Origin of the sequence: Alistipes sp. AF14-19 (assembly GCF_003461645.1) — a bacterium.
Lineage (GTDB): Bacteria > Bacteroidota > Bacteroidia > Bacteroidales > Rikenellaceae > Alistipes > Alistipes shahii.
The window spans coordinates 13511-32510 of record NZ_QTXM01000024.1 but is presented as its reverse complement, the minus strand read 5'-3'; the positions used below and the strand labels follow the sequence as shown (position 1 = coordinate 32510).

The window sequence follows — 19000 nt, the reverse complement described above, 5'->3', positions numbered from 1 at the left end:
AAATGTTTATCTTTAATTATCAATCACTGTAAACCTTTTTCAGGACGGGACAATCCCCAGAAGGTGAAGAATATCGTCACCGGCTGTCCGGTGGCTGCCGCGCCGTTGGCCAGTACGAAGGTCACCAGCGCTTTGTCCAAATCATCGCTGAACATAATCAGCGTCTTGCCCTTAGCGTCGTGCTCGAGTGGCATCGTGGATGCTCCGGATGAACCTTTTTCGATGATGACCGTATATTTCCCCTTCTCTTCCGAGTTGCTGATGAGCCGATTGCCTGTGGTGTCGCACCATGCTTGCGCATCTCGCGAGAATCCGGCATCGGTAGCGACTATTTCGATCCTTTCGCCTTCGGTGATTGAGTCGATCGCTTGCTTGATTTTCATAACCGGACCGGGGCATTGCAATCCGCATGCGTCTATTCTTAAGGTCTTCATGCGTTTGCTGCCGAGTCGGGTATCCGTATCCATTCGTCTGTCCATAGCGGTTGCGGCAGTCCGGGTTACGATCGGCTCGATCGCCGTCGAATAGGTCTTGTAACCACCCGACAGGTTCTTCACGTTGCGGAATCCGTGTCCTGACAGAATTTTTACCGCCAAGTATCCGCGTAGGCCGACGGCACAATAGACATAGATGGCTTTATTGTGTGGTAATTCGCCGAGCCGGCTGCGGAGTTCCTCGAGCGGAATGTTGACCGACCCGGGAATGGCCCCGAAGGCATGCTCTTCGCGGATGCGCACGTCGAGCAGCAGGATGTCGCTGAGATCGGCTCCTGCAATCTGCCGCCATGTCACTATGGGCATTGCTCCGCTGATAATATTGTTCGCCGTATAGCCCGCGATGGCGATCGGGTCCTTGGCCGAGGAGAAAGGTGGTGCGTAAGTGTGTTCGACTTTCATCAGGTCATATACCGTGCCGCCGTTTTTGATGATTAGTGCAATCTGGTCGATGCGCTTGTCCACTCCTTCGTAGCCAACGCATTGACCTCCGTAGAGTTTGCCGCTTGCTGGGTCGAACGTGAGCTTGATGGTCAGCGGAAGTGCATCGGGATAATATCCGGCGTGCGATGCCGAATGTGTCGTCGAACTGGCATACGGAATACCGGACTGTTTGAGCCGTTTCGCTGCGAGTCCTGTCGAAGCTACTGTCATGTCGAATACCTTGGCAATGGAAGTGCCTATGGCTCCTTCGTATTTTGTCGTATTGCCGAAGACCATATTGTCGGCGGCGATGCGTCCCTGGCGGTTGGCAGGGTTGGCCAAATAGTTCAGCCATGGTTTGCCTGTCAGTGGATGCGGAAATTCAATGGCATCGCCCACTGCGTAAACATCCGTTGCCGAAGTTTGCAGGTAATCGTCTACCCAGATGCCGCCCGTTTCGCCGATCTTCAGTCCGGCGGCCTTGGCCAATGTTGTTTCCGGATGAACCCCGATAGACAGAAGAACTATATCGGTTGTAATGCTTTCTCCGGTAGAGAAGAAAACCTCGATCTTTTCGCCTTGGCGCTCGAATCGTTCGACGCTGCGTTCGAGATAGAGTTTGATACCTTTTTGCGACAGGTGCTGGTGTACATGGGCCGCGATTGAAAAATCGACTGGAGCCATCACCTGATTGCCCATTTCCACGACAGATACTTCGGCTCCCGTGCGGTGCAGGTTCTCGGCCATCTCCAATCCGATGAATCCGGCTCCGACGATGACTGTACTCCCGATTCGGTGCGAAGATATATGCTCTTTGATCCGATCGGTATCTTCGATGTTGCGGAGCGTGAATATGCCTTCGATTTCTATGCCTTTCAAAGGCGGACGCACGGGGGAAGCGCCGGGTGAAAGCAGCATTTTGTCGTAGTTTTCCGTATAGGTGGATCCGTCTGCACGGCGTACTTCGACTCGCTTTTTCGTCGTGTCGATCCCGATTACTTCGTTCTCGACCCGCACGTCGATATTGAAACGTTTGGCAAACGAAGCCGGTGTCTGCATGAACAGTTTCTCCCGTTCGGCGATCGTTCCGCCGATGTAATATGGCAGCCCGCAGTTGGCGTACGAAATGTATTTACCCTTTTCGAGCAGGAAGATTTCGGCTTTCTCGTCTGTCCGGCGAATTCTTGCCGCCGCTGTCGCGCCTCCGGCGACTCCTCCGATAATGATGTGTTTCATGTGGTCTTATTTTTTAATTCATCGAATTCCGTTAAAAATCGGATCTGTATGATTCCGACCGCGACAAAGGTGTGTTTATTTTCTGATAAAACAAATTTCCACTGGAAAATAATTCGTCCTGTTGAGGTCGATTTATTCGGAGCTGTTCGTTTTGCAATCGGCGGGAAGAAAGAATTACTGAAATAAAAAAGATGCTCTCTTGGTTTTATCAAATTAAATTTGTTAAAATGAAGGCAAAAGTTTATTTTTGTAAAGTCGGAACAGGGAAACATGACCGGAATGAAGGAAAACCAGTCAACGAAGGGGACGCTCCGCCGCCGTCGAACCAATAAACAGGTGCAGGCCGATATTCTGTCGGCTGTCGGCCGGATTCTCCAAGAAAAGGATTTTACCCATATCACATTGATGGATATAGCCCGCGAAGCCAAAACGGATCCCAATGTCGTGCTGCGGCAGTTCGGATCTTTGGAACAGGTTTTCGACTGTTACATCCGCACGATTGATTATTGGATGCACGATTTGTTCGGCAACAAAGCCTTGAAACGCGGAGAGCGTTCCGCTTTGGAAAGGATGTTCGCACGAATGACCGATTTTCTTTACAACAGTCCGGAGATGCAGAGACTGCTGGTCTGGGAGATTACCGATGTAAACGATACGACATGCCGTGCCGCCGCAAATCGGGAAACGTACTATCGGGAAGCTTACGAAGCCTATGAACGGCAATTCGCGAGGGGGGGGGAGAAAACGCCGTTCCGGCAAATCGCATCGTTGCTGATCGCCGGTACTTATTATCTCGTCCTCCATCGGCATACTTCGACATTCGGAGATATGGATTACGATACGCCGGACGGTCCGGTCCGACTGAAAAAAGTATTGCATGAAATTCTGGATATGCTTTACGAACGGTTGGAACGGCCGCAAAGGGTAAGCGAGGCGATTCGCAGACTCAAGGAGCGGGGCGTGGACGAGCAGGTGATTCGTGAATGTTTAAAAGATCTTTAACTATTCTGTACGATGAAATGGTTTTTATGTGCACTCTGCTGTTTGACAGAGGGGTTGTCGGTTTTGCGAGCCCAGATCATGCCGGATTCCTCGGTGCAGATCTGCGCCTATTGGACTCCGGGAGACAAGTATGCCTATGAGGCTCGGGAGGAGAAGTTCAAGATAGATGATCAAGGCGATACGACGCTCGTATACCGACAAAGCGAACGGCGTGTATTCGAAATCCTTTCTCAGACCAAGGACCGTTACAAGATCCGTCTGACATACGGCGATTACATGACCACCGATAAGGAGGACCAGCTGGTGCACGATGCGATCGTGTCGGCCACGGGGCCTTGTGTCGTTGAGTTCGAGACGGATGAAACCGGTTCGTTGCTTGGTATCGCGAACCTCGAAACGCTGGTCGCACAGGCCGAGGCGTCTGTCGAACCCGCCGTGAGGGTTATGTGGGAGACGATACCTTCGGCGGAACGGAAGAATTTCCCGAAAAAGAATTTCCGCAAATATATGGCCCGTACCCTTTCCGATCCATCGGTCGTGATCAATGCCGTGAACGACGATTTGGGGCGCATGTTCTTTTTCCATGGGGCACGGCTCGATTCGACGCAGGTATACGAATTCGACGAGACGTTCGCTCCGCTGTTGGGTGGCCGGGATTCTGTGCGGGGAAAGACTTCGTTCTGGATTGACGGCAGACAGACAGATTCATACAGTGCCGTATGCAATACTTATACGGAAGCGGACGGCAGCAAAATGTTGTCCGCGACACTCGGACAGTTCGTGACGGCGTTCGGCGGAGAAAAGGCGATGACGCAGGCTATGAGAGACTCCATCGCCTCGGGAATGAGCGGCATCCGTTCACGGATGGAGCAGTTTTCTTCAGAAGAGATCCATTTGGATACAGGTTGGCCCCTGCATCTTTTTTTTGAGCGCACGATTTACATCGACAGAGATTTGGAACCGATGGCTGCGGCCATAGTGCGGCGTACGCTGGACATTATTGTCGAAGAAGAGCAAGAGGAAGAAAAACGGTAATTTGATTGTCATGAAACAGTTTCTGCTGTTGCCGATCCTGCTTGCTGCAGTAGCATCCGTACGGGGAGCATCGCTTGTCGAGGGCCGCATTTATCTGAAAAACGGCTCCGTCATCGAATGTGTCGGGGACGACCGGCTGCAGTTACCGAAAAGATTCGGGAAATTGACCATCCTCCGCGATGCTTTCCGGAAGACGAAAGCCAAAGAAATTTTCCAATCCGGAGAAATCGACTCCGTAGTCTGCTGGCATGCACAGTCTCCGGAACATATCCGCAAGTTCATTCCGGCGGAGAGTCCGGGGTGGATGTGGGTCTATCTCGAAACACCGCACATTTGCGTATGCATCTATTCGGAAAAAGGGTATGGCATCGATTCGAACGGAGGTATTCAGGTCTGGCAGAGGCAGGGAACTTTCAGCCAGTCGCGCACGGCCTACTACCTGAAAAAAACAGGCGAGAAGGAGTTCCTGACCGTTGGTGCCGCAAATCGGAATACAAAAGACGTCTTCCGGGAACGCATCGCCCGTTATGTCGGCGATGATCCCGAACTTGCCGAACGTATACGGTTGTCGAGCGCCATCCGCAGCAAAACCATACAGTTGCTGCGCGATTACGATCCGACGAAATATTGATTCAACTTATAAATTTAAACATTATGAAACGGTTTTTACTTTGTACTGCAACTGTGTTGGCCATGTTCGGCAGCATTTCCCAGGCTGACGCCAAAGATCCGGAAGATCAGGAATTCCGGCACGTAGTCGTAACTCTCAAGTCCGGGGAAAAAGTAGAAGGCTATCTCCATCGGGGATGGCATGCGGAGGGCGCTCTGCTGAAACAGGAGAACTATTCGTTCAAAATCACCAAGACGCCCGATGACAAAGAGCCCGTCAAATATACGGCCGATGACGTAGAGAGTGTCGAATATACAGAGACGACGGAGGAAAATCCGGACGGCATTCGCTGGGAGGCCCTCGATATTGCTGCTCCAGGACTCACGAATCGTTACCGCACTTATCACAGACTGGTTTGTGTGAACAAGGCCGGAGCGAATGCAACGACCTATTGGTGGAAGACGTGGACGACGGAACGAGTAGGTAACAGAGACCGCAGGGTGCTGACAACCATATACGGCATACGTTTCCACAATGATCCCGGCCGAATCGTCTATCCGTATATGTATGTCGGTACGATGTTGATGGACAAACTGCATCCCGGGCTGAAGGCATTTTATAAGAAATGGTTTAAAGGTGCCGAAGGCAAAATACGTAAAAAAGAGGCCGAAGAGAACGACGCATGGATACTCGATATGTACGATGCGTATCTGGCAAGCCGGCCCAATGAATGATGATCGATATTCAAATATGCTGAAAACATGAAAAAACTACTGGCGGTTTGGGCGCTTTTACTGGCAGCTGTTTCCGCGAATGCCGCAGATAAGAAATGTCCCGGAACCGTTCATTTTCTGGACGGCCGTACGCTGGAATGTACCAGCATTACGATTCCCGGATGGATCGATGCCGAAGTGTCTGTCCGGGTGCTTTCCGATGGAAAGAATCAAGCCAGGACGTTGGCGGCCGTGGAAATCGCTTATCTTGAACTTTGGCCGGAAAAGAATCCCGAAGCCAAAAACGAACTTTATTGCGTCCCGTTCATCAAGGAAAAAGGGAAAAAGAAGATTCCGGCAGCCCGATGGCTGGTACCGGAATCTTCGGGCAGGCATGTCGCCTTCTTTACCCGTTATCAGACTTACAAAATGTCTAATAAAGGGCTGGTCGGGATTGTAAACCCCAAATTGAATGTAACCGAACCGAGTGCCTATTTTTGGAAATCGGACGAAAAGAGCCCCGTATTCCTCGGCCAGTATCTTTTCTTTCAGAATTCGAACAAGAAAATGATTGCGCTGGTAGAACGCTATTTTGAGGATGATCCTGCCATGTTGGAGCAAATTCGTCAGCGACGTTGGCTCGGCAAAGGAGGCGGGGTTGCGGCGCTGTTTGCTTTCGTTGCGGAGCATTACGTCCCGCAACAGGAGCAGGAGTAGCGGTCGAATAGCATTGAATTGCCATGAATAAGTGCCCGATACTCCTCCTTTTCGTTTTCATGGTGACGGCATGCAGTCCGGAAGGAGAACATGCTCCGTTGCCATCGGAACCGGATGCCATAACCCTTGCGCCCGGTACGCCGTCCGTTAAGGAATTTCCGGCAATGGGCGGTTTGTGGGAGCTGCGATTCTCTGCGACGAAAGCATGGAGTGTTGTGCCGGCCGATCCGGTCCATGCGGAATGGTACCGGATCGAACCGGCGGAGGGAGACGACGGTAATGGGACGGTAAAGGTAACCGTATTGCCGAATATTACCACAGAAAAACGAAGCGCTGAAATAATCATCCGCTCGGGGCGGGCGGAACAGAGATTGTCTTTTGTGCAGCATGCTTCGGATATGGAGCCGTGCGGTGAAGAAGAGGTGCGCCGTTTCCTCGAAAAACTTTATCAGGATACCGGCGGTGACAATTGGCGCTTCCAGGAAAACTGGTGCACGGACAAACCTTTGTCCGAATGGGGATCTTCTGTCAAATACGAAGACGGGAAACTCTCGCTGATTCTCGGCGAAAACAACCTGCACGGAAAAATCGACTTGTCGGGGTGTACGGCGTTGGTGTCGCTTCGCTGCGCGAAAAATTCGCTGACGGAGATTGATGTTTCCGGTTGTCCGCTGTTGGAGGAACTGGACTGTACGAACTGCGGAATTTCCGGTCTGGACGTTTCCGGCTGTTATTCTCTCCGGCGGCTGCTCTGCGGTTACAATAGTCTCACGGAACTCGGTCTGTCGTCCTGTCCTTACCTGACGGAACTGAATGTTCCTTATAACGGGTTGGGGACATTGGACATTTCGTCATGTATGGCCTTGACGGACTTGAACTGCGCCGAAAACCGGTTGGAAAAGTTGGACATGGCAGGACGGGAAGGCCTTCGGATGCTTTTCTGTTATGGCAACCGACTGTCCGTACTGGATTTGTCAAAATGCTTCTCGCTGACGCTTGTGAACTGTGGGGCGAATGAACTGACCCGGCTCGATCTCTCCGGCTGCGAAAAACTCGGCCGGCTCTATTGTTACGACAATCGGCTCGAAACTTTGGACCTGTCTGATTTTGCGCCGCTACTCAGTGAGTTATATTGTTATGGAAATCGGCTGACCGAATTGGATCTGTCCGGAACCGATCGGCTTTCGCAACTCGAATGCTCCTACAACAATCTGCAACGCCTCGACTTGACAGGCTGTAAATCGTTGCGTATCGCGGGATGTGCGCGAAACGCATTGCGCTCGATAAGCCTTTTCGGTTGTGAAATGCTCGGACAATTGGATTGCTCGGGCAACTTGCTGGAGAATATCGATATTTCAGCTTGCCCGTATCTGACCGAATTGATCTGTACTGATAACCTGATTTTATCGGAGATACCGGAGTCGTTCGATCGACTGACTCTTTTCGAACATGATATTCGATACGAATACAGTGTGGAAAAAGATGCTGTCACGGGGCAAGAAAAAATCGTTTATATGGATCGGGGTAAGGGATGGTGGTACTCCGGAGAGCCGGATAAAGGATATCACGGCCGCTGATGTTTTTATTTGAAAAGGACGGGCGAATCGGTTGAGAGCTAAAGGTTATCGACTTTTCGGGTTTATTCGTATCTTTGCTTTCATGGACAGGGGCGAGATTATCATTTATCTGTTGATTTATATCTATTTTTTTACAGATTGAGTCTAAAATAGAAATGATTCTGTCTTGTTCAGGTAGCGGTGGAATCTTAATGCTTAGCTTGGACAACTCATTAAATGTTATTTGCGGGAATGTACCAGAACGAGTCTCCGCTAACATTTGAAGTTCTGAAATAATCTTATCAGATTGAAGAAAGTAGTAGAGGTATTTGGACTTGACAATATTTTTATTTCGAATAACCATTAATTTGGTCGATGCAATATAATTGATTGGGGCGAAATCAATGTATGCATAGCGTTTGTTTTGTGGACGAATTTCGCTATATAATATATCGCCTTCTTCAAAAGTTTTTTTAAATTGACCTTTCAGATTCTCATTAGGAATATAAATGTGATTTAATACTTTGCCTTCTAATACATCAGATGTATTAATAAGAACAACTTGTTGAGCATTACTGTTGTATGTATTGGAAATTGTATCGCACACATCTCCTATTGTGCATTGCCTCCAGGTCGTATTCATATATTGTTTTTCTAATTTATATATTTCCGATGTGAGATTTTGACATTGCTTTGATTGACCATTGCATAGTGCATTGTTGTGTCGATTTTGACGTGCCCTAATAGCTTTTGTACCTGTTCGATCGGCATCCCTTTATCGATGGCCATTGTAGCAAGTGTTCGGCGGAATTTATGCGGATGAACTTTGTGAATCGAAACTTTGCGGCCGAGCTGGCGGAGCCGTAACTCCACTCCGCTAATTTTAAGCCGATTATGCGGCTTAGCGATGGATACGAAGAGTGCCGGATTGTCATCTGTCCGGCTTTCGAGGTATTGTTTCAGATGAATTTTTGTGCGGGCGTTGAAATAGACTTCCCGTTCTTTGTTGCCTTTACCGAAAACGATGCACTCGCGTTCGTGAAAGTCTATATCTTCTCGATTAATTTTTACCAGTTCGCCGACGCGGATGCCGGTAGACGATAGCATATCTACGATTGCCAGATCTCGTATATGGGTGCAGTTGTCACGCAAAATTTCGAGATTTTCATCAGATAGCACCTCTTTAATTAAGGAGCCTGTTTTAACTTTATGGATGCGTCTCACCGGGCTTTTAAGGATATAATCTTCGTCTTCGAGCCATGCGAAAAAGCTTGAGAAAATTCTGCGGATATTGTCTATGGTAACTTTTGACGATTGGTTATTCGATTGGTATGATGCAAGATAACATCGTAGATCGGTCGTTGTTATATCGACGATATTCTTGTCGATCTGCCGTAACATATATTCAATAGTCGAAGCATAATATTTTAGTGTTTTCTCGGAGCATCCCTCGACTCGCTTGGCTGATATAAATAGCGTTTGCAGTTGAGAATTAGCCTTGATTCGCGCTTCGCTATCCGGAAGCTTTTCTGCGATGACAATATTTTGCAATGTGCGATTCAGCACGTTACATAAGATGCTCATTTGATCTGCCGTAATGACGGTACGCATCGCGGTTTTAATTTCGTCAATTAGTTTTTCTTTCATGGCTGCGTTTGTATTATTGAAATTGATAAAGTTACGCAGTCCATTGAAATACACACAAAGATAACCGATAAATGATAATTTAGCAAGCTAATCGAGGGAAACCTCCTCAACGGAGAGCTCGCCGGACATGAGTTTGGGTAAAAGGGTGTCACGAAGAGATGATAATATCTGATTTTCATTAGAAACCTTGACAATTTCAGCAAAATAGGAATTAACAATTTTTGAATATTGCATAATGATATCTTCAGGAGGAACAATAACCTTAAATCTATCAATATCTGCTTTGCCTAAATGACTAACTGTTGTCCCAACTTTATAACTCTGTACAAATGCTAATTTAGGATAAACAAGAGAATAAATATAATATTTACTCACATAGTCATATTTGGGGACAAACTTACATAATCGTTGATTTAATACACCTTTTTCGCCTCGCCAGATATGCGGAATAAATTCAGCATCCATTCCTGCGATAATGTCCCCACACTCTACATATTCTGTATTAGGTAACACTTCTTTTGTATAATATTGAGGAGTGTATGTTTTCAAATCTCGAATCCGAATTAATGGTAATCCTTGTTTTTTATCGTTAAACAACGCAGATTTATATGGGGCTCCATAGATTACATCAATATAGGAGTATATTGTTCCTGTACTCCATCCCTTCGGAATTAGTCCTAACTCTGAATCAACGAATTTTCCGCCTTTGAATGGTTCAAAATCCACAAACCACGACTTAAACAGCGCTTTGGCCTGCTCCTCTAAATTAGGATTACGCAGTCAAATAAAACAAGCCGAGGATTTTGAGGAACTGGCAAAGGTGATGCAAAATGCCTACTTTGTTATATCGACATTCAACAATGAACGTTTGATTCGGCAGAGCGGAGCCTTTTTGCTTTCGGGTAGCATTAATATTCAACTCAATAAATCTGATTACGGCGCCAGTCGGATCGAAAAGAGCAGTTGTTCTTTAAATAGCCAGTTTGCGAGCGAAAGGATAATCATACCGGCCGGAAGTAAGGAAAGCCTTTTAGAAGAATTGAATTTCTACAATATAAACCAAGGGGCTTTATTTCCGGAGTTGGAGCATCAGATGGCATATATCAAATATAGTATGTGTAAATCTAATGTCAGAAGCGCTTCATCTTTTGAAAAGATAGATTTTGATGCAATAAAAGCTGAAGAATCGAAGGAAGGTGTTGAGATAGCTGAATCCGTAGTGAAAGAAGAGTTAGTTGATAAGGCTATTTATGATATCGTATCACAATATATTTCAGATGATGCTATAAAACAGAATGTTCTTCGAATTATTACACGGCAAACCGAATATATAGATTGGGCCAATAAGGAAGCAACCATTAGTGATTTGAGACGTAAAATCAAACGAAGCCTGTCTTTACAATCTATTAGTTCTGATGTCGCAACGCAATCTGCGCGTAATATGGTATCACAGCTTGTTAACTTGTATGTGAAAAAATAACAATTATATGCACTTCACCGAAGATGATTTTGAAAACGCCATTCTAGAGTTGTTTCGAGAGCAATTAGGTTATGATTATGTGTACAGTCCCAATGTGATACGCGACTATGCAGAACCGCTTTACGTGGAGGTACTGGAGGCTATGTTGCCGCAGATCAATCGTGGTCTGCCACAGGCCGCTATTGACGAAGCCATGGTGAAGATTCGAACTTATGAGGGTGGAACGTTGGTACAGAAGAATGAATTGTTCACGGATTACTTGCAAAATGGCGTAGCTGTCAATTATTTCGATGGCCGCGAGCAATGCTCTGCAAATGTCCGGCTTGTCGATTACGATTCACCGTTACATAATCGGTTTACGATCGCTAATCAATGGACGGTCGATGGGCACTCGGTAAGGCGTGCGGATATGATCGTATTTGTCAATGGATTGCCGCTGGTGGTGGTCGAGCTCAAATCGCCCTCGCGTGAGAATACGGACGTGTCGGAAGCTTATGCACAATTGCGTAACTATATGCAGGAGATTCCGTCTCTCTTTATTTATAACGCTTTTTGTGTGATGAGCGATCAGGGGATGACTAAGGCGGGGACGATCACGGCGGGTGAAGACCGTTTTATGCAGTGGAAGACGGTAGATGGGAGTTATGAGGATACCCATAGCGCGAATTTCGATGTGCTTTTCGCGGGAATGTTCGAAAAAACGCGGTTTGTTGAATTGTTGCGGAATTTTATTTGTTACTCGAAAGACGGTAAACAGCGCGTTAAGATATTAAGTGCTTATCATCAGTTTTATGCCGTACGCAAGGCTGTGCTTTCGACGGTCAAAGCAGCTGAGACGGATGGTCGGGGTGGCGTGTTTTGGCATACGCAGGGCAGCGGAAAGTCATTGTCGATGGTCTTTTTCGCCAAGCAGTTGCAGCAGGCGATGTCGTCGCCGACGATTGTCGTGCTGACAGACCGTAACGATTTGGACGGCCAGTTGTACCGGCAGTTCGCTTGTTGCAGGGATTTTTTGCGTCAGACACCCGTGCAAGCCGAAAGTCGGGCTCATCTTCGGGAATTATTGGCGGGACGCGAAGCGAACGGTATCTTTTTCTCGACGATGCAGAAATTCGAGGAGAGCGAAGAACCGCTTTCGATACGACGAAACATAGTCGTTATGGCCGACGAGGCGCATCGCAGTCAATATGGATTGGAGGAGAGGGTCCGAATGGTTACGGATGCTGACGGGGTGATGCAGGCCAAAGTTGTAATCGGCGCGGCGCGTCTGGTGCGTAATGCGTTGCCGAATGCTACCTATATCGGGTTTACCGGAACGCCTATTGCGCAAAAAGATCGGTCGACACGCGAAGTATTCGGCGATTACATCGACGTGTACGATATGACGCAGTCGGTGGATGACGGTGCGACACGGCCGGTATTTTACGAGAGCCGTGTAATCAATCTGAAACTCGACGAGCAGACCTTGCGACGTATTGATGCGGAGTATGATGCGATGGCCGAGGAAGCGGAAGAGTATGTCATTGAGAAAAGCAAGCGTGAATTGGGGCGGCTCGATTCGATCTTTGGAGCTGACGCGACGGTGGCATCATTGTGCGAGGACATCGTAAAACACTATGAGGAATTCCGGCAATACGAGCAGACGGGTAAGGCGATGATAGTAGCCTATTCGCGGCCGATAGCGATCAAGATTTACCGTCGGATTCTCGAAATGCGCCCGGTATGGGGTGACAAGCTGGCTGTTGTGATGACTTCCGGTAATAAAGATCCGGAAGACTGGCGGGCGATTATCGGAAATGATTCCCACAAGAAAGAGTTGGAGAAGAGGTTCAAAGACAACGACAGCTCGTTGAAAATCGTCATCGTAGTTGATATGTGGCTTACGGGTTTCGACGTACCTTCGCTTTCGACGATGTATGTTTATAAACCGATGTCCGGACACAATCTAATGCAGGCTATTGCTCGTGTGAATCGTGTGTTCGGGGATAAACAAGGCGGTTTGGTTGTGGATTATGTGGGTATCGCTTCGGCGTTGAAGACGGCGATGAACGATTATACATACCGTGACCGCAAAAATTATGGTGATACGGATGTGGCTAAAACCGCCTATCCGGAGTTTCAAAAGAAACTGGACGTTTGCCGTGATCTGATGTATGGATTCAATTATGGCGCTTTCTTCGGTAAGTCTGATTTGGAGCGGGCGAAAGCCATCAGCGGAGGTGTCGATTTCATGCAGTCCCCTGAGCGGATGGAAACGAAAAAACTCTATATCAAAGAGGCGCTGCTGCTGCGGCAGGCATTGTCGCTTTGTCAGAGTTTGCTGAATTACGAGCAGCGTATCGAAGCTGCCTATTTTGAGGCGGTGCGCACATTACTGACGCGCGTGGAGGGCAAGGGTAAGATTTCGTTCCGTGAGATCAACGGGCGTATTAATGAATTGCTCAAGCAGAGTATCAAGAGCGAAGGGGTAATTAATCTTTTCTCCGATATTAAGGAGGAGTTCTCTTTGTTCGATCCGAAATTCCTTGAAGAGGTTGCCCGGATGAAGGAACGGAATTTCGCCGTAGAATTATTGCGTAGGTTGATTGCAGAACAGGTACAACTATATCAGCGAACGAATACGGTACGAGCCGAGAAGTTTTCGGAAATTCTGTCCGATGCCATGAGTCGCTATTTGAAAGGGATGCTGACGAACGAAGAGGTTATCGAAGAATTACTGAAAATAGCCCGTGAGATCGTTTTCGGCGAAAAGGCCGGCGAGTCGCTTAATCTGAACAGCGAAGAACTTGCCTTTTATGATGCGTTGACCAAGCCTGAGGCTGTAAAAGATTTCTATTCCAACGATCAGTTGATCGCTATTACACGTGAGCTGACGGATGCACTCCGGCGTAACAAAACGATCGACTGGAATATGAAGGAGAGTGCTCGTGCCGGAATGCGGCGTATTGTCAAACGGTTGTTGAAAAAGTATGATTATCCGCCTGCAGGGCAGGAAGATGCTTTGAATACGATTATGGAGCAGTGTAAGAAGTGGAACGAAAATAATTGAATGGGATAGCTATGGGTAAGTTGGAAGAGTCGTATAGAAGAGTTGCATAATGATTTTGCAAGATAAGTAATACGCGCCTGTTAACTCTGATTAGATAACAGGCGCGTATGATTATTTTGTAATGTCTAATTCCTTTTGGAACTGCTTTGCTTTTTGCCGGATATCTTCTGCTTCCTGCTTTCGGATAACGCTACGTTGTTGATTCTCGATTGCTTCCCGGACGGCTGTTTCGTAACGCTCAACTTGTTGCCGGAGCGAGCGACGGTCTGCGCGGCGTTCGGAATCGTAGAAGAGGGCGTTCAGGTTGCGCAATTTTTGCTCGTCGATGTCGCCCATCATTTGAACGTAACGGTATTTCAATTCCGTATCACGCAGGTTGGCAATACGGTCGTATAATTTAGTAATATGGATGCCGCCGCAGAGAATCACGATGAAAGAGATCGCCATATAGAGTAGTGCCCACGAGGTGTTGAAGTCGATGACGTGGATATGCCGTTGGGCTGCGGGTTGCGCAGGATGAGCGACGGCCGCAATAATTTTCTCGGTATGGTTTTCAGTCTCTTTTCCGATAGTTGTAATGCGGTCTGCAAGTTCCATGCGTACCCGTTCGACATTCGTGCGGGTGAATTGGGCCGTTTCGAGCAGTCGGGCGATTTTATCATCCGTTGTTACTGGAGCTGGGGCGGATATGTTGCGGTCGTCTATTCTGCGGCTGAGGGAGGTGAGTTGTTTTCTCAGTTCTTCGAAAAGTTCGATAATCGTGTTCGTGTCCATAAATAATAGGTATTGTCGATTAAAGTCGGTGTTGTTTTCTCTTTTTGCGCAGTCGTTCCTGAAGGCGCCGTTCTTCGTCCGCATCGTAGACCGGTTGCAGAAGATCTTCGAGCAGGTGACTGAACGATGCGACCGGATTGCTTACAGAACCGCGTTCGTTTGCGGAGAGTGCTTGTCGGCGGTTCAGGCTCAGCGCATGGTCGATTTTGGAGAAACTGAACTGCCGGTCGATTTTCGAACCGTTGAACGGGTAGCCGTTCCTGGCGAAGACGACGCCTTGTACGTCGGATGTGCCGCCGCGCATCCGGAACTCGGTAGCGATCCCTTCGTGCCGCAGCGCTGCCGTCAACTCCGGCCAGTCGCGGCAGCGGGGTACGGCGTCGCGCAGCGCGTGGAAAATTTCATATTTCGTTTTGTCCGGTTCGCGCAGGCGGTGCTCCTTGACATTCTCTTTGCCCGATGCGAAGTAGAGCCCATGCCGGACGGTCAGCTCCTTGCAGAGTCGCTCCGAACGGTAGCGGTCGTTGCGGTCGGAGACGGTACGGCCGTCGTTGTCCACCCGGTTGAAAAGGATATGCAGATGGGGATGTTCCCGGTCGCGGTGGCGGGCGATGATGAACTGCGTGTTTCGGATGCCCATGCCGGAGAGATACTCCGCGGCGATTCCGACCATCCGCCTGTTGTCGAGCCGTGCGGCGTCCTGTGCCGAAAAGGCGAGGACGATGTGGCCGACGGGCTTCGAAAGATGCGGATTCAGTGCCGCCTGCATTCGGAAGCTGCGGACGATGGAATCCCGGTCTTTCATCCGGACGCCCAGTCCGGCGAGCAATTCGGCGTCTTTTCCTTTGTCAAGGACGTAATCGACGGCTCCGCCGAACGAACCGCCTTTCGATATTTTGGCAATCATGGTTATTCGTTAATTTGATCTATTAGCGTATCTATCTTTTCGATCAGAGCTGTGCACTCCGCCGCTGCCTGAACATATCCGGCGGAGTTGGCTTTTCGGGCGAGCTGATTGAGGTTGTTGGCCATACCGGCGAGCTGCCGCAGCAGGGTCATCTGTTCTGCCGTGAGGCGCTGGCGGACGACGCTCCTTGAGAGCGCCGTCCGGGCGTATTCGGCCCAGGTGAGACCTGCCGCCCGCGCCTTGCCGCGCAGGGCGTAGTAGTCTGCTGCGGCCATCTTCACGGTCAGCCGCTCCTTGAGCTTTTCACTTGCGGATTTGGGCGGACGTCCGCCTTTGGGATTCTTTTTCATTATATCCATTTGAGACCAGCGGGATGAATCTGCAAGGGTTTCGGGGCACCCGAAACATAAACTTGCTCTCTTAAAACCCGGAATGTTACTCCGCGGCGGCCGATGTCAGTTTTTGTCCGAACATCTCCATTTCGCGGCCGATGACTGTCTCGGAGAACTTGGCGTAGTGGCGCGTCATGTTGGTGTTCGAGTGGCCGAGAATCTTGGCTAGAACGTCAATCGGCATGCCGTATTCGACGGCCATGCAGGCGAAGGTGTGGCGGGCAACGTGGGTGGTCAGCACTTTGTTGATGCCGCACACGGCTGCTATCTCTTTCAGGTACGCGTTCATCTTTTGGTTACTCGGCGTAGGGAGCACCCGTGAGCGTGCGACGCATACTTCGTCGTGCTCGTAGCGGCGCAGGATTTCGAGTGTGGCCGGGAGTAGCGGGATACGGCTCATCACGGAGGTCTTCTCGCGGGGCTTGTGAATCCACCAGCGGCCTTCGTCGTCCTGCGAGAGGTGCTCGCGCCGCAGGTGGTCGGCATCGGCGAAGGCCAGCCCCGTCAGACAGCAGAAGACGAAGACGTCGCGGATGCGGGCCAGCCGGTGGTCGAGCGCCTTGCGGCTCAGTAGTTCCAGTTCATGCGCCGTGAGGTGCTCCTTGGCCTGCACCTCGTCTTCTTTGAGTTTATAGTAGCGGAACGGATTTTTCGTGATCCACTCGTTGCGCAGGCAGTAGAGGACAAAGTTGCGCAGACAGTTCATCACGGCGACCGCTCCGTTGTGGCGGCAGCGGTGGGCGGTTTGCAGGAAGAGGTTGAAGCCGTCCAGAAACTCGTAGTTCATCCGTTCAACGGGAATATCCTCGGCTTTGCCGCGTTGGGCGAGATACTGTTTGAGGTAGCGCAGCAGCCGCTCGTACTTGTCTGCCGTGCGCTGCGTGATGCGCACGCCCACTTCGGTCGTCCTTTTCGCATTAGGAAAAGGATGGTAAAAGTTTCCTGTCTCATAACTCGTGACATTTTAAGGATTGACAAAACGTCTGCAAGGAAACTTTATTGCGGTGTAAAACGCAGCAAAACAATGTATTGCGGGCTAAAAAGGTGGCAATCCTGTTTTCGGAAGCCCAAATCGTCTCTGCCCACTTTTTTGCCACCCAACAGTTTTCTCCGGCTTGCTTTCCGCTTCCGGTTCGGGGAATCGGTCGAGACCTTTGCAAAATGGTGATAACCAGCCCCCCCCCTACCGGACGGGCGACAAAAAAAGGAGCCTCGGAAAAGGCTCCTTTGTGCGGATAAAGGGACTCGAACCCCCACGCCGTAAGGCATCAGATCCTAAGTCTGACGTGGCTACCAATTACACCATATCCGCATCGGTAGGACAAAGGTAGATAAAAATTCACAAAACACAACCGGCACGGGCCATTATCCGGCTTTTTTGGTTACTTTTGTAAGTAATTTTTTAGACATGCCGCAACATATTACCCTTGTACTCACGCCGAAGCAGGCTGCCGATGCGACGTTTTACACCTCGCAGGCGGCGCGGCGCATGGGTGTCTCGGAGGCCGATATTGCTCTGGCGCGGGTCGTGAAACGGTCGATCGACGCCCGGCAGCGGCAGGTGAAGGTGAATCTGACGCTCGAAGTGTACGTCGACCGCGAGCCGCAGCCCGGGCCGGTGCATTTCGACTATCCGTCGGTCGACGGACGCACGGAGGTCGTGGTCGTGGGATCGGGACCTGCGGGGCTGTTCGCGGCGCTGCGGCTGATCGAACTGGGCCTGCGGCCCGTGATTCTGGAGCGCGGGCGCGACGTTTCGGCCCGCAAGCGCGACATCGCGCAGATCAACCGCAACGGCGCTGTGGACCCTGACTCGAACTACGCCTTCGGTGAAGGCGGAGCCGGGACCTTTTCCGACGGCAAGCTCTTCACCCGCAGCAAAAAACGCGGCGACTACAACAAGGCGTTGCAGACGCTGGTGTTTCACGGTGCGACGCCCGAAATTCTCTTCGAGGCCCATCCTCACATCGGAACCGACAAGCTGCCGGGCATCATGCAGCGTATCCGGCAGACGATTGTCGGAGCGGGCGGCGTGTTCCGTTTCGGGAGCCGCGTCACCGATTTGAAAATCGAAGGCGACCGGATAAAAGGCGTATGGTGCGGCGACGAACTGATCGAAGGAGCCGCCGTCGTGCTGGCTACGGGCCATTCGGCGCGCGATATTTACGAACTGCTCCACCGCCGCGGCGTGCGCGTCGAGGCCAAGCCCTTTGCCATGGGGGTGCGCATCGAGCATCCGCAGGCGCTGATCGACTCGATTCAATACCATTGCGAGACGCGCGGCGAGTACCTCCCGGCGGCCTCCTATTCGCTCGTGAGCCAGGAAAACGGCCGCGGGGTCTACTCGTTCTGCATGTGCCCGGGCGGGTTCATCGTACCGGCCATGACCGATGCCGCGGAGTCGGTGGTCAACGGCATGTCGCCCAGCGGCCGTACGTCGCCCTATGCCAATTCGGGGCTGGTCACGGAGGTCCGGCTTGCGGATTTCGAACATCTGCGTGCCGAATGGGGCGAGCTGGCGGGGCTGAAATTCCAGCAGCGGTTCGAAGAGTCGGCGCGGCAGCGGGGCGGGGAGCATCAGATCGCTCCGGCACAGCGGGTCGCCGATTTCGTGGCGGGCCGCGCAAGCGGGTCGCTGCCCCGAACGTCGTACATTCCCGGTATCACGCCGTCGCGTCTGGACGAGTGGATGCCCGGCTTCATCGCGCAGGGACTGCGTCAGGGCATCGCGACCTTCGGCCGCCGGATGCGCGGGTATCTGACCAACGAAGCGGTGGTCGTGGGCGTGGAGTCGCGCACCTCGACGCCCGTGCGCGTGCCGCGCGACCCCGGGACGCTGATGCATCCCGAAACGAAGGGTTTGTTTCCCGCAGGAGAGGGGGCCGGTTACGCCGGCGGCATCATTTCTGCGGCGCTCGACGGCGAACGAATCGCCGAGGCGGTAAAAAATTATATTCGATAGCCG

17 protein-coding genes, 1 tRNA gene and 1 pseudogene are annotated in these 19000 nt (G+C 50.4%); 10 read left to right on the top strand and 9 right to left on the bottom strand.

Features of this window, described 5'->3' with window-relative positions; genetic code table 11:
* Window positions 1-23 precede the first annotated feature (23 nt).
* The gene (locus tag DWW03_RS14800) at window positions 24-2153 is read right to left on the bottom strand and encodes an FAD-dependent oxidoreductase (RefSeq protein WP_118406940.1); all 2130 of its coding nucleotides are present in this window, start codon (window positions 2151-2153) and stop codon (window positions 24-26) included.
* Between the two features lie 48 nt (window positions 2154-2201).
* Between DWW03_RS14800 and DWW03_RS16700 the strand changes: the two genes are divergently transcribed.
* From DWW03_RS16700 to DWW03_RS14770, 7 genes are all read left to right on the top strand, one after another.
* Window positions 2202-2339 (top strand): hypothetical protein, encoded by a 138-nt coding sequence (locus tag DWW03_RS16700; protein WP_153811588.1) that lies wholly within the window; start codon window positions 2202-2204, stop codon window positions 2337-2339.
* Window positions 2340-2432: 93 nt separating this feature from the next.
* The gene (locus DWW03_RS14795) at window positions 2433-3155 is read left to right on the top strand and encodes a TetR/AcrR family transcriptional regulator (protein WP_044054361.1); all 723 of its coding nucleotides are present in this window, start codon (window positions 2433-2435) and stop codon (window positions 3153-3155) included.
* Between the two features lie 12 nt (window positions 3156-3167).
* Entirely contained in the window at window positions 3168-4190 is a 1023-nt protein-coding gene (locus DWW03_RS14790; RefSeq protein WP_022061592.1) for a hypothetical protein, read from the top strand.
* Window positions 4156-4821 (top strand): hypothetical protein, encoded by a 666-nt coding sequence (locus DWW03_RS14785; RefSeq protein ID WP_229028886.1) that lies wholly within the window; start codon window positions 4156-4158, stop codon window positions 4819-4821. Before DWW03_RS14790 ends, DWW03_RS14785 begins: the two co-directional genes overlap by 35 nt.
* Before the next feature lie 23 nt (window positions 4822-4844).
* A complete protein-coding gene (locus DWW03_RS14780) occupies window positions 4845-5534 on the top strand; it encodes a hypothetical protein (protein ID WP_022061590.1) in 690 nt (229 codons plus the stop codon).
* A 27-nt stretch (window positions 5535-5561) separates the two neighbouring features.
* Entirely contained in the window at window positions 5562-6230 is a 669-nt protein-coding gene (locus tag DWW03_RS14775; RefSeq protein ID WP_015547147.1) for a hypothetical protein, read from the top strand.
* A 23-nt stretch (window positions 6231-6253) separates the two neighbouring features.
* Window positions 6254-7807, top strand: a complete 1554-nt coding sequence (locus DWW03_RS14770; RefSeq protein WP_015547148.1) for a BACON domain-containing protein — start codon at window positions 6254-6256, stop codon at window positions 7805-7807.
* Here the strand turns inward: DWW03_RS14770 and DWW03_RS14765 are convergent.
* From DWW03_RS14765 to DWW03_RS14755, 3 genes are all read right to left on the bottom strand, one after another.
* Window positions 7719-8429: a restriction endonuclease subunit S gene (locus DWW03_RS14765; RefSeq protein ID WP_022061588.1), complete on the bottom strand. Its 711-nt coding sequence runs from the start codon at window positions 8427-8429 to the stop codon at window positions 7719-7721. The two genes, DWW03_RS14770 and DWW03_RS14765, sit on opposite strands and share 89 nt — an antisense overlap.
* 11 nt (window positions 8430-8440) lie before the next feature.
* The gene (gene xerA / locus DWW03_RS14760) at window positions 8441-9433 is read right to left on the bottom strand and encodes a site-specific tyrosine recombinase/integron integrase (RefSeq protein ID WP_022061587.1); all 993 of its coding nucleotides are present in this window, start codon (window positions 9431-9433) and stop codon (window positions 8441-8443) included.
* Window positions 9434-9520: 87 nt separating this feature from the next.
* Complete coding sequence (locus tag DWW03_RS14755; RefSeq protein WP_161988232.1) at window positions 9521-10159, bottom strand: restriction endonuclease subunit S; 639 nt, start codon at window positions 10157-10159, stop codon at window positions 9521-9523.
* On the opposite strand from DWW03_RS14755, the gene DWW03_RS14750 reads away from it, so the two are divergent.
* Complete coding sequence (locus tag DWW03_RS14750) at window positions 10140-10913, top strand: hypothetical protein (RefSeq protein ID WP_229096042.1); 774 nt, start codon at window positions 10140-10142, stop codon at window positions 10911-10913. The genes DWW03_RS14755 and DWW03_RS14750 overlap by 20 nt on opposite strands.
* Window positions 10914-10920: 7 nt before the next feature.
* Window positions 10921-13962, top strand: coding sequence for a type I restriction endonuclease subunit R (locus tag DWW03_RS14745; RefSeq protein ID WP_022061585.1), 3042 nt, complete (start codon window positions 10921-10923; stop codon window positions 13960-13962).
* A gap of 111 nt (window positions 13963-14073) precedes the next feature.
* Here DWW03_RS14745 and DWW03_RS14740 read toward each other — a convergent pair whose 3' ends face one another.
* The 5 genes and pseudogenes from DWW03_RS14740 to DWW03_RS14720 all read right to left on the bottom strand — a co-directional run bounded on the left by DWW03_RS14740 (window position 14074) and on the right by DWW03_RS14720 (window position 17347).
* The gene (locus tag DWW03_RS14740) at window positions 14074-14736 is read right to left on the bottom strand and encodes a hypothetical protein (protein WP_015547155.1); all 663 of its coding nucleotides are present in this window, start codon (window positions 14734-14736) and stop codon (window positions 14074-14076) included.
* A 19-nt stretch (window positions 14737-14755) separates the two neighbouring features.
* A complete protein-coding gene (locus tag DWW03_RS14735; RefSeq protein WP_015547156.1) occupies window positions 14756-15643 on the bottom strand; it encodes a relaxase/mobilization nuclease domain-containing protein in 888 nt (295 codons plus the stop codon).
* A gap of 2 nt (window positions 15644-15645) precedes the next feature.
* Window positions 15646-15993: a MobC family plasmid mobilization relaxosome protein gene (locus DWW03_RS14730; protein ID WP_015547157.1), complete on the bottom strand. Its 348-nt coding sequence runs from the start codon at window positions 15991-15993 to the stop codon at window positions 15646-15648.
* A gap of 85 nt (window positions 15994-16078) precedes the next feature.
* Window positions 16079-16948, bottom strand: a pseudogene (locus DWW03_RS14725) (site-specific integrase); the annotation flags it as partial.
* Between the two features lie 317 nt (window positions 16949-17265).
* Window positions 17266-17347, bottom strand: a tRNA-Leu gene (locus DWW03_RS14720).
* 96 nt (window positions 17348-17443) lie between these two features.
* On the opposite strand from DWW03_RS14720, the gene DWW03_RS14715 reads away from it, so the two are divergent.
* The gene (locus tag DWW03_RS14715) at window positions 17444-18997 is read left to right on the top strand and encodes an NAD(P)/FAD-dependent oxidoreductase (RefSeq protein WP_015547158.1); all 1554 of its coding nucleotides are present in this window, start codon (window positions 17444-17446) and stop codon (window positions 18995-18997) included.
* Window positions 18998-19000 lie beyond the last annotated feature (3 nt).

What these genes read in the sequence shown, in the direction of transcription:
- DWW03_RS14770 (WP_015547148.1), top strand. Translation starts at nt 6,254, where the DNA reads ATGAATAAGTGCCCGATACTCCTCCTTTTCGTTTTCATGGTGACGGCA.
- DWW03_RS14795 (WP_044054361.1), top strand. Translation starts at nt 2,433, where the DNA reads ATGAAGGAAAACCAGTCAACGAAGGGGACGCTCCGCCGCCGTCGAACC.
- DWW03_RS14745 (WP_022061585.1), top strand. Translation starts at nt 10,921, where the DNA reads ATGCACTTCACCGAAGATGATTTTGAAAACGCCATTCTAGAGTTGTTT.
- DWW03_RS14780 (WP_022061590.1), top strand. Translation starts at nt 4,845, where the DNA reads ATGAAACGGTTTTTACTTTGTACTGCAACTGTGTTGGCCATGTTCGGC.
- DWW03_RS14735 (WP_015547156.1), bottom strand. Translation starts at nt 15,643, where the DNA reads ATGATTGCCAAAATATCGAAAGGCGGTTCGTTCGGCGGAGCCGTCGAT.
- DWW03_RS14730 (WP_015547157.1), bottom strand. Translation starts at nt 15,993, where the DNA reads ATGAAAAAGAATCCCAAAGGCGGACGTCCGCCCAAATCCGCAAGTGAA.
- DWW03_RS14800 (WP_118406940.1), bottom strand. Translation starts at nt 2,153, where the DNA reads ATGAAACACATCATTATCGGAGGAGTCGCCGGAGGCGCGACAGCGGCG.
- DWW03_RS14740 (WP_015547155.1), bottom strand. Translation starts at nt 14,736, where the DNA reads ATGGACACGAACACGATTATCGAACTTTTCGAAGAACTGAGAAAACAA.
- DWW03_RS16700 (WP_153811588.1), top strand. Translation starts at nt 2,202, where the DNA reads ATGATTCCGACCGCGACAAAGGTGTGTTTATTTTCTGATAAAACAAAT.
- DWW03_RS14790 (WP_022061592.1), top strand. Translation starts at nt 3,168, where the DNA reads ATGAAATGGTTTTTATGTGCACTCTGCTGTTTGACAGAGGGGTTGTCG.
- DWW03_RS14765 (WP_022061588.1), bottom strand. Translation starts at nt 8,429, where the DNA reads ATGAATACGACCTGGAGGCAATGCACAATAGGAGATGTGTGCGATACA.
- xerA (WP_022061587.1), bottom strand. Translation starts at nt 9,433, where the DNA reads ATGAAAGAAAAACTAATTGACGAAATTAAAACCGCGATGCGTACCGTC.
- DWW03_RS14775 (WP_015547147.1), top strand. Translation starts at nt 5,562, where the DNA reads ATGAAAAAACTACTGGCGGTTTGGGCGCTTTTACTGGCAGCTGTTTCC.
- DWW03_RS14715 (WP_015547158.1), top strand. Translation starts at nt 17,444, where the DNA reads ATGCCGCAACATATTACCCTTGTACTCACGCCGAAGCAGGCTGCCGAT.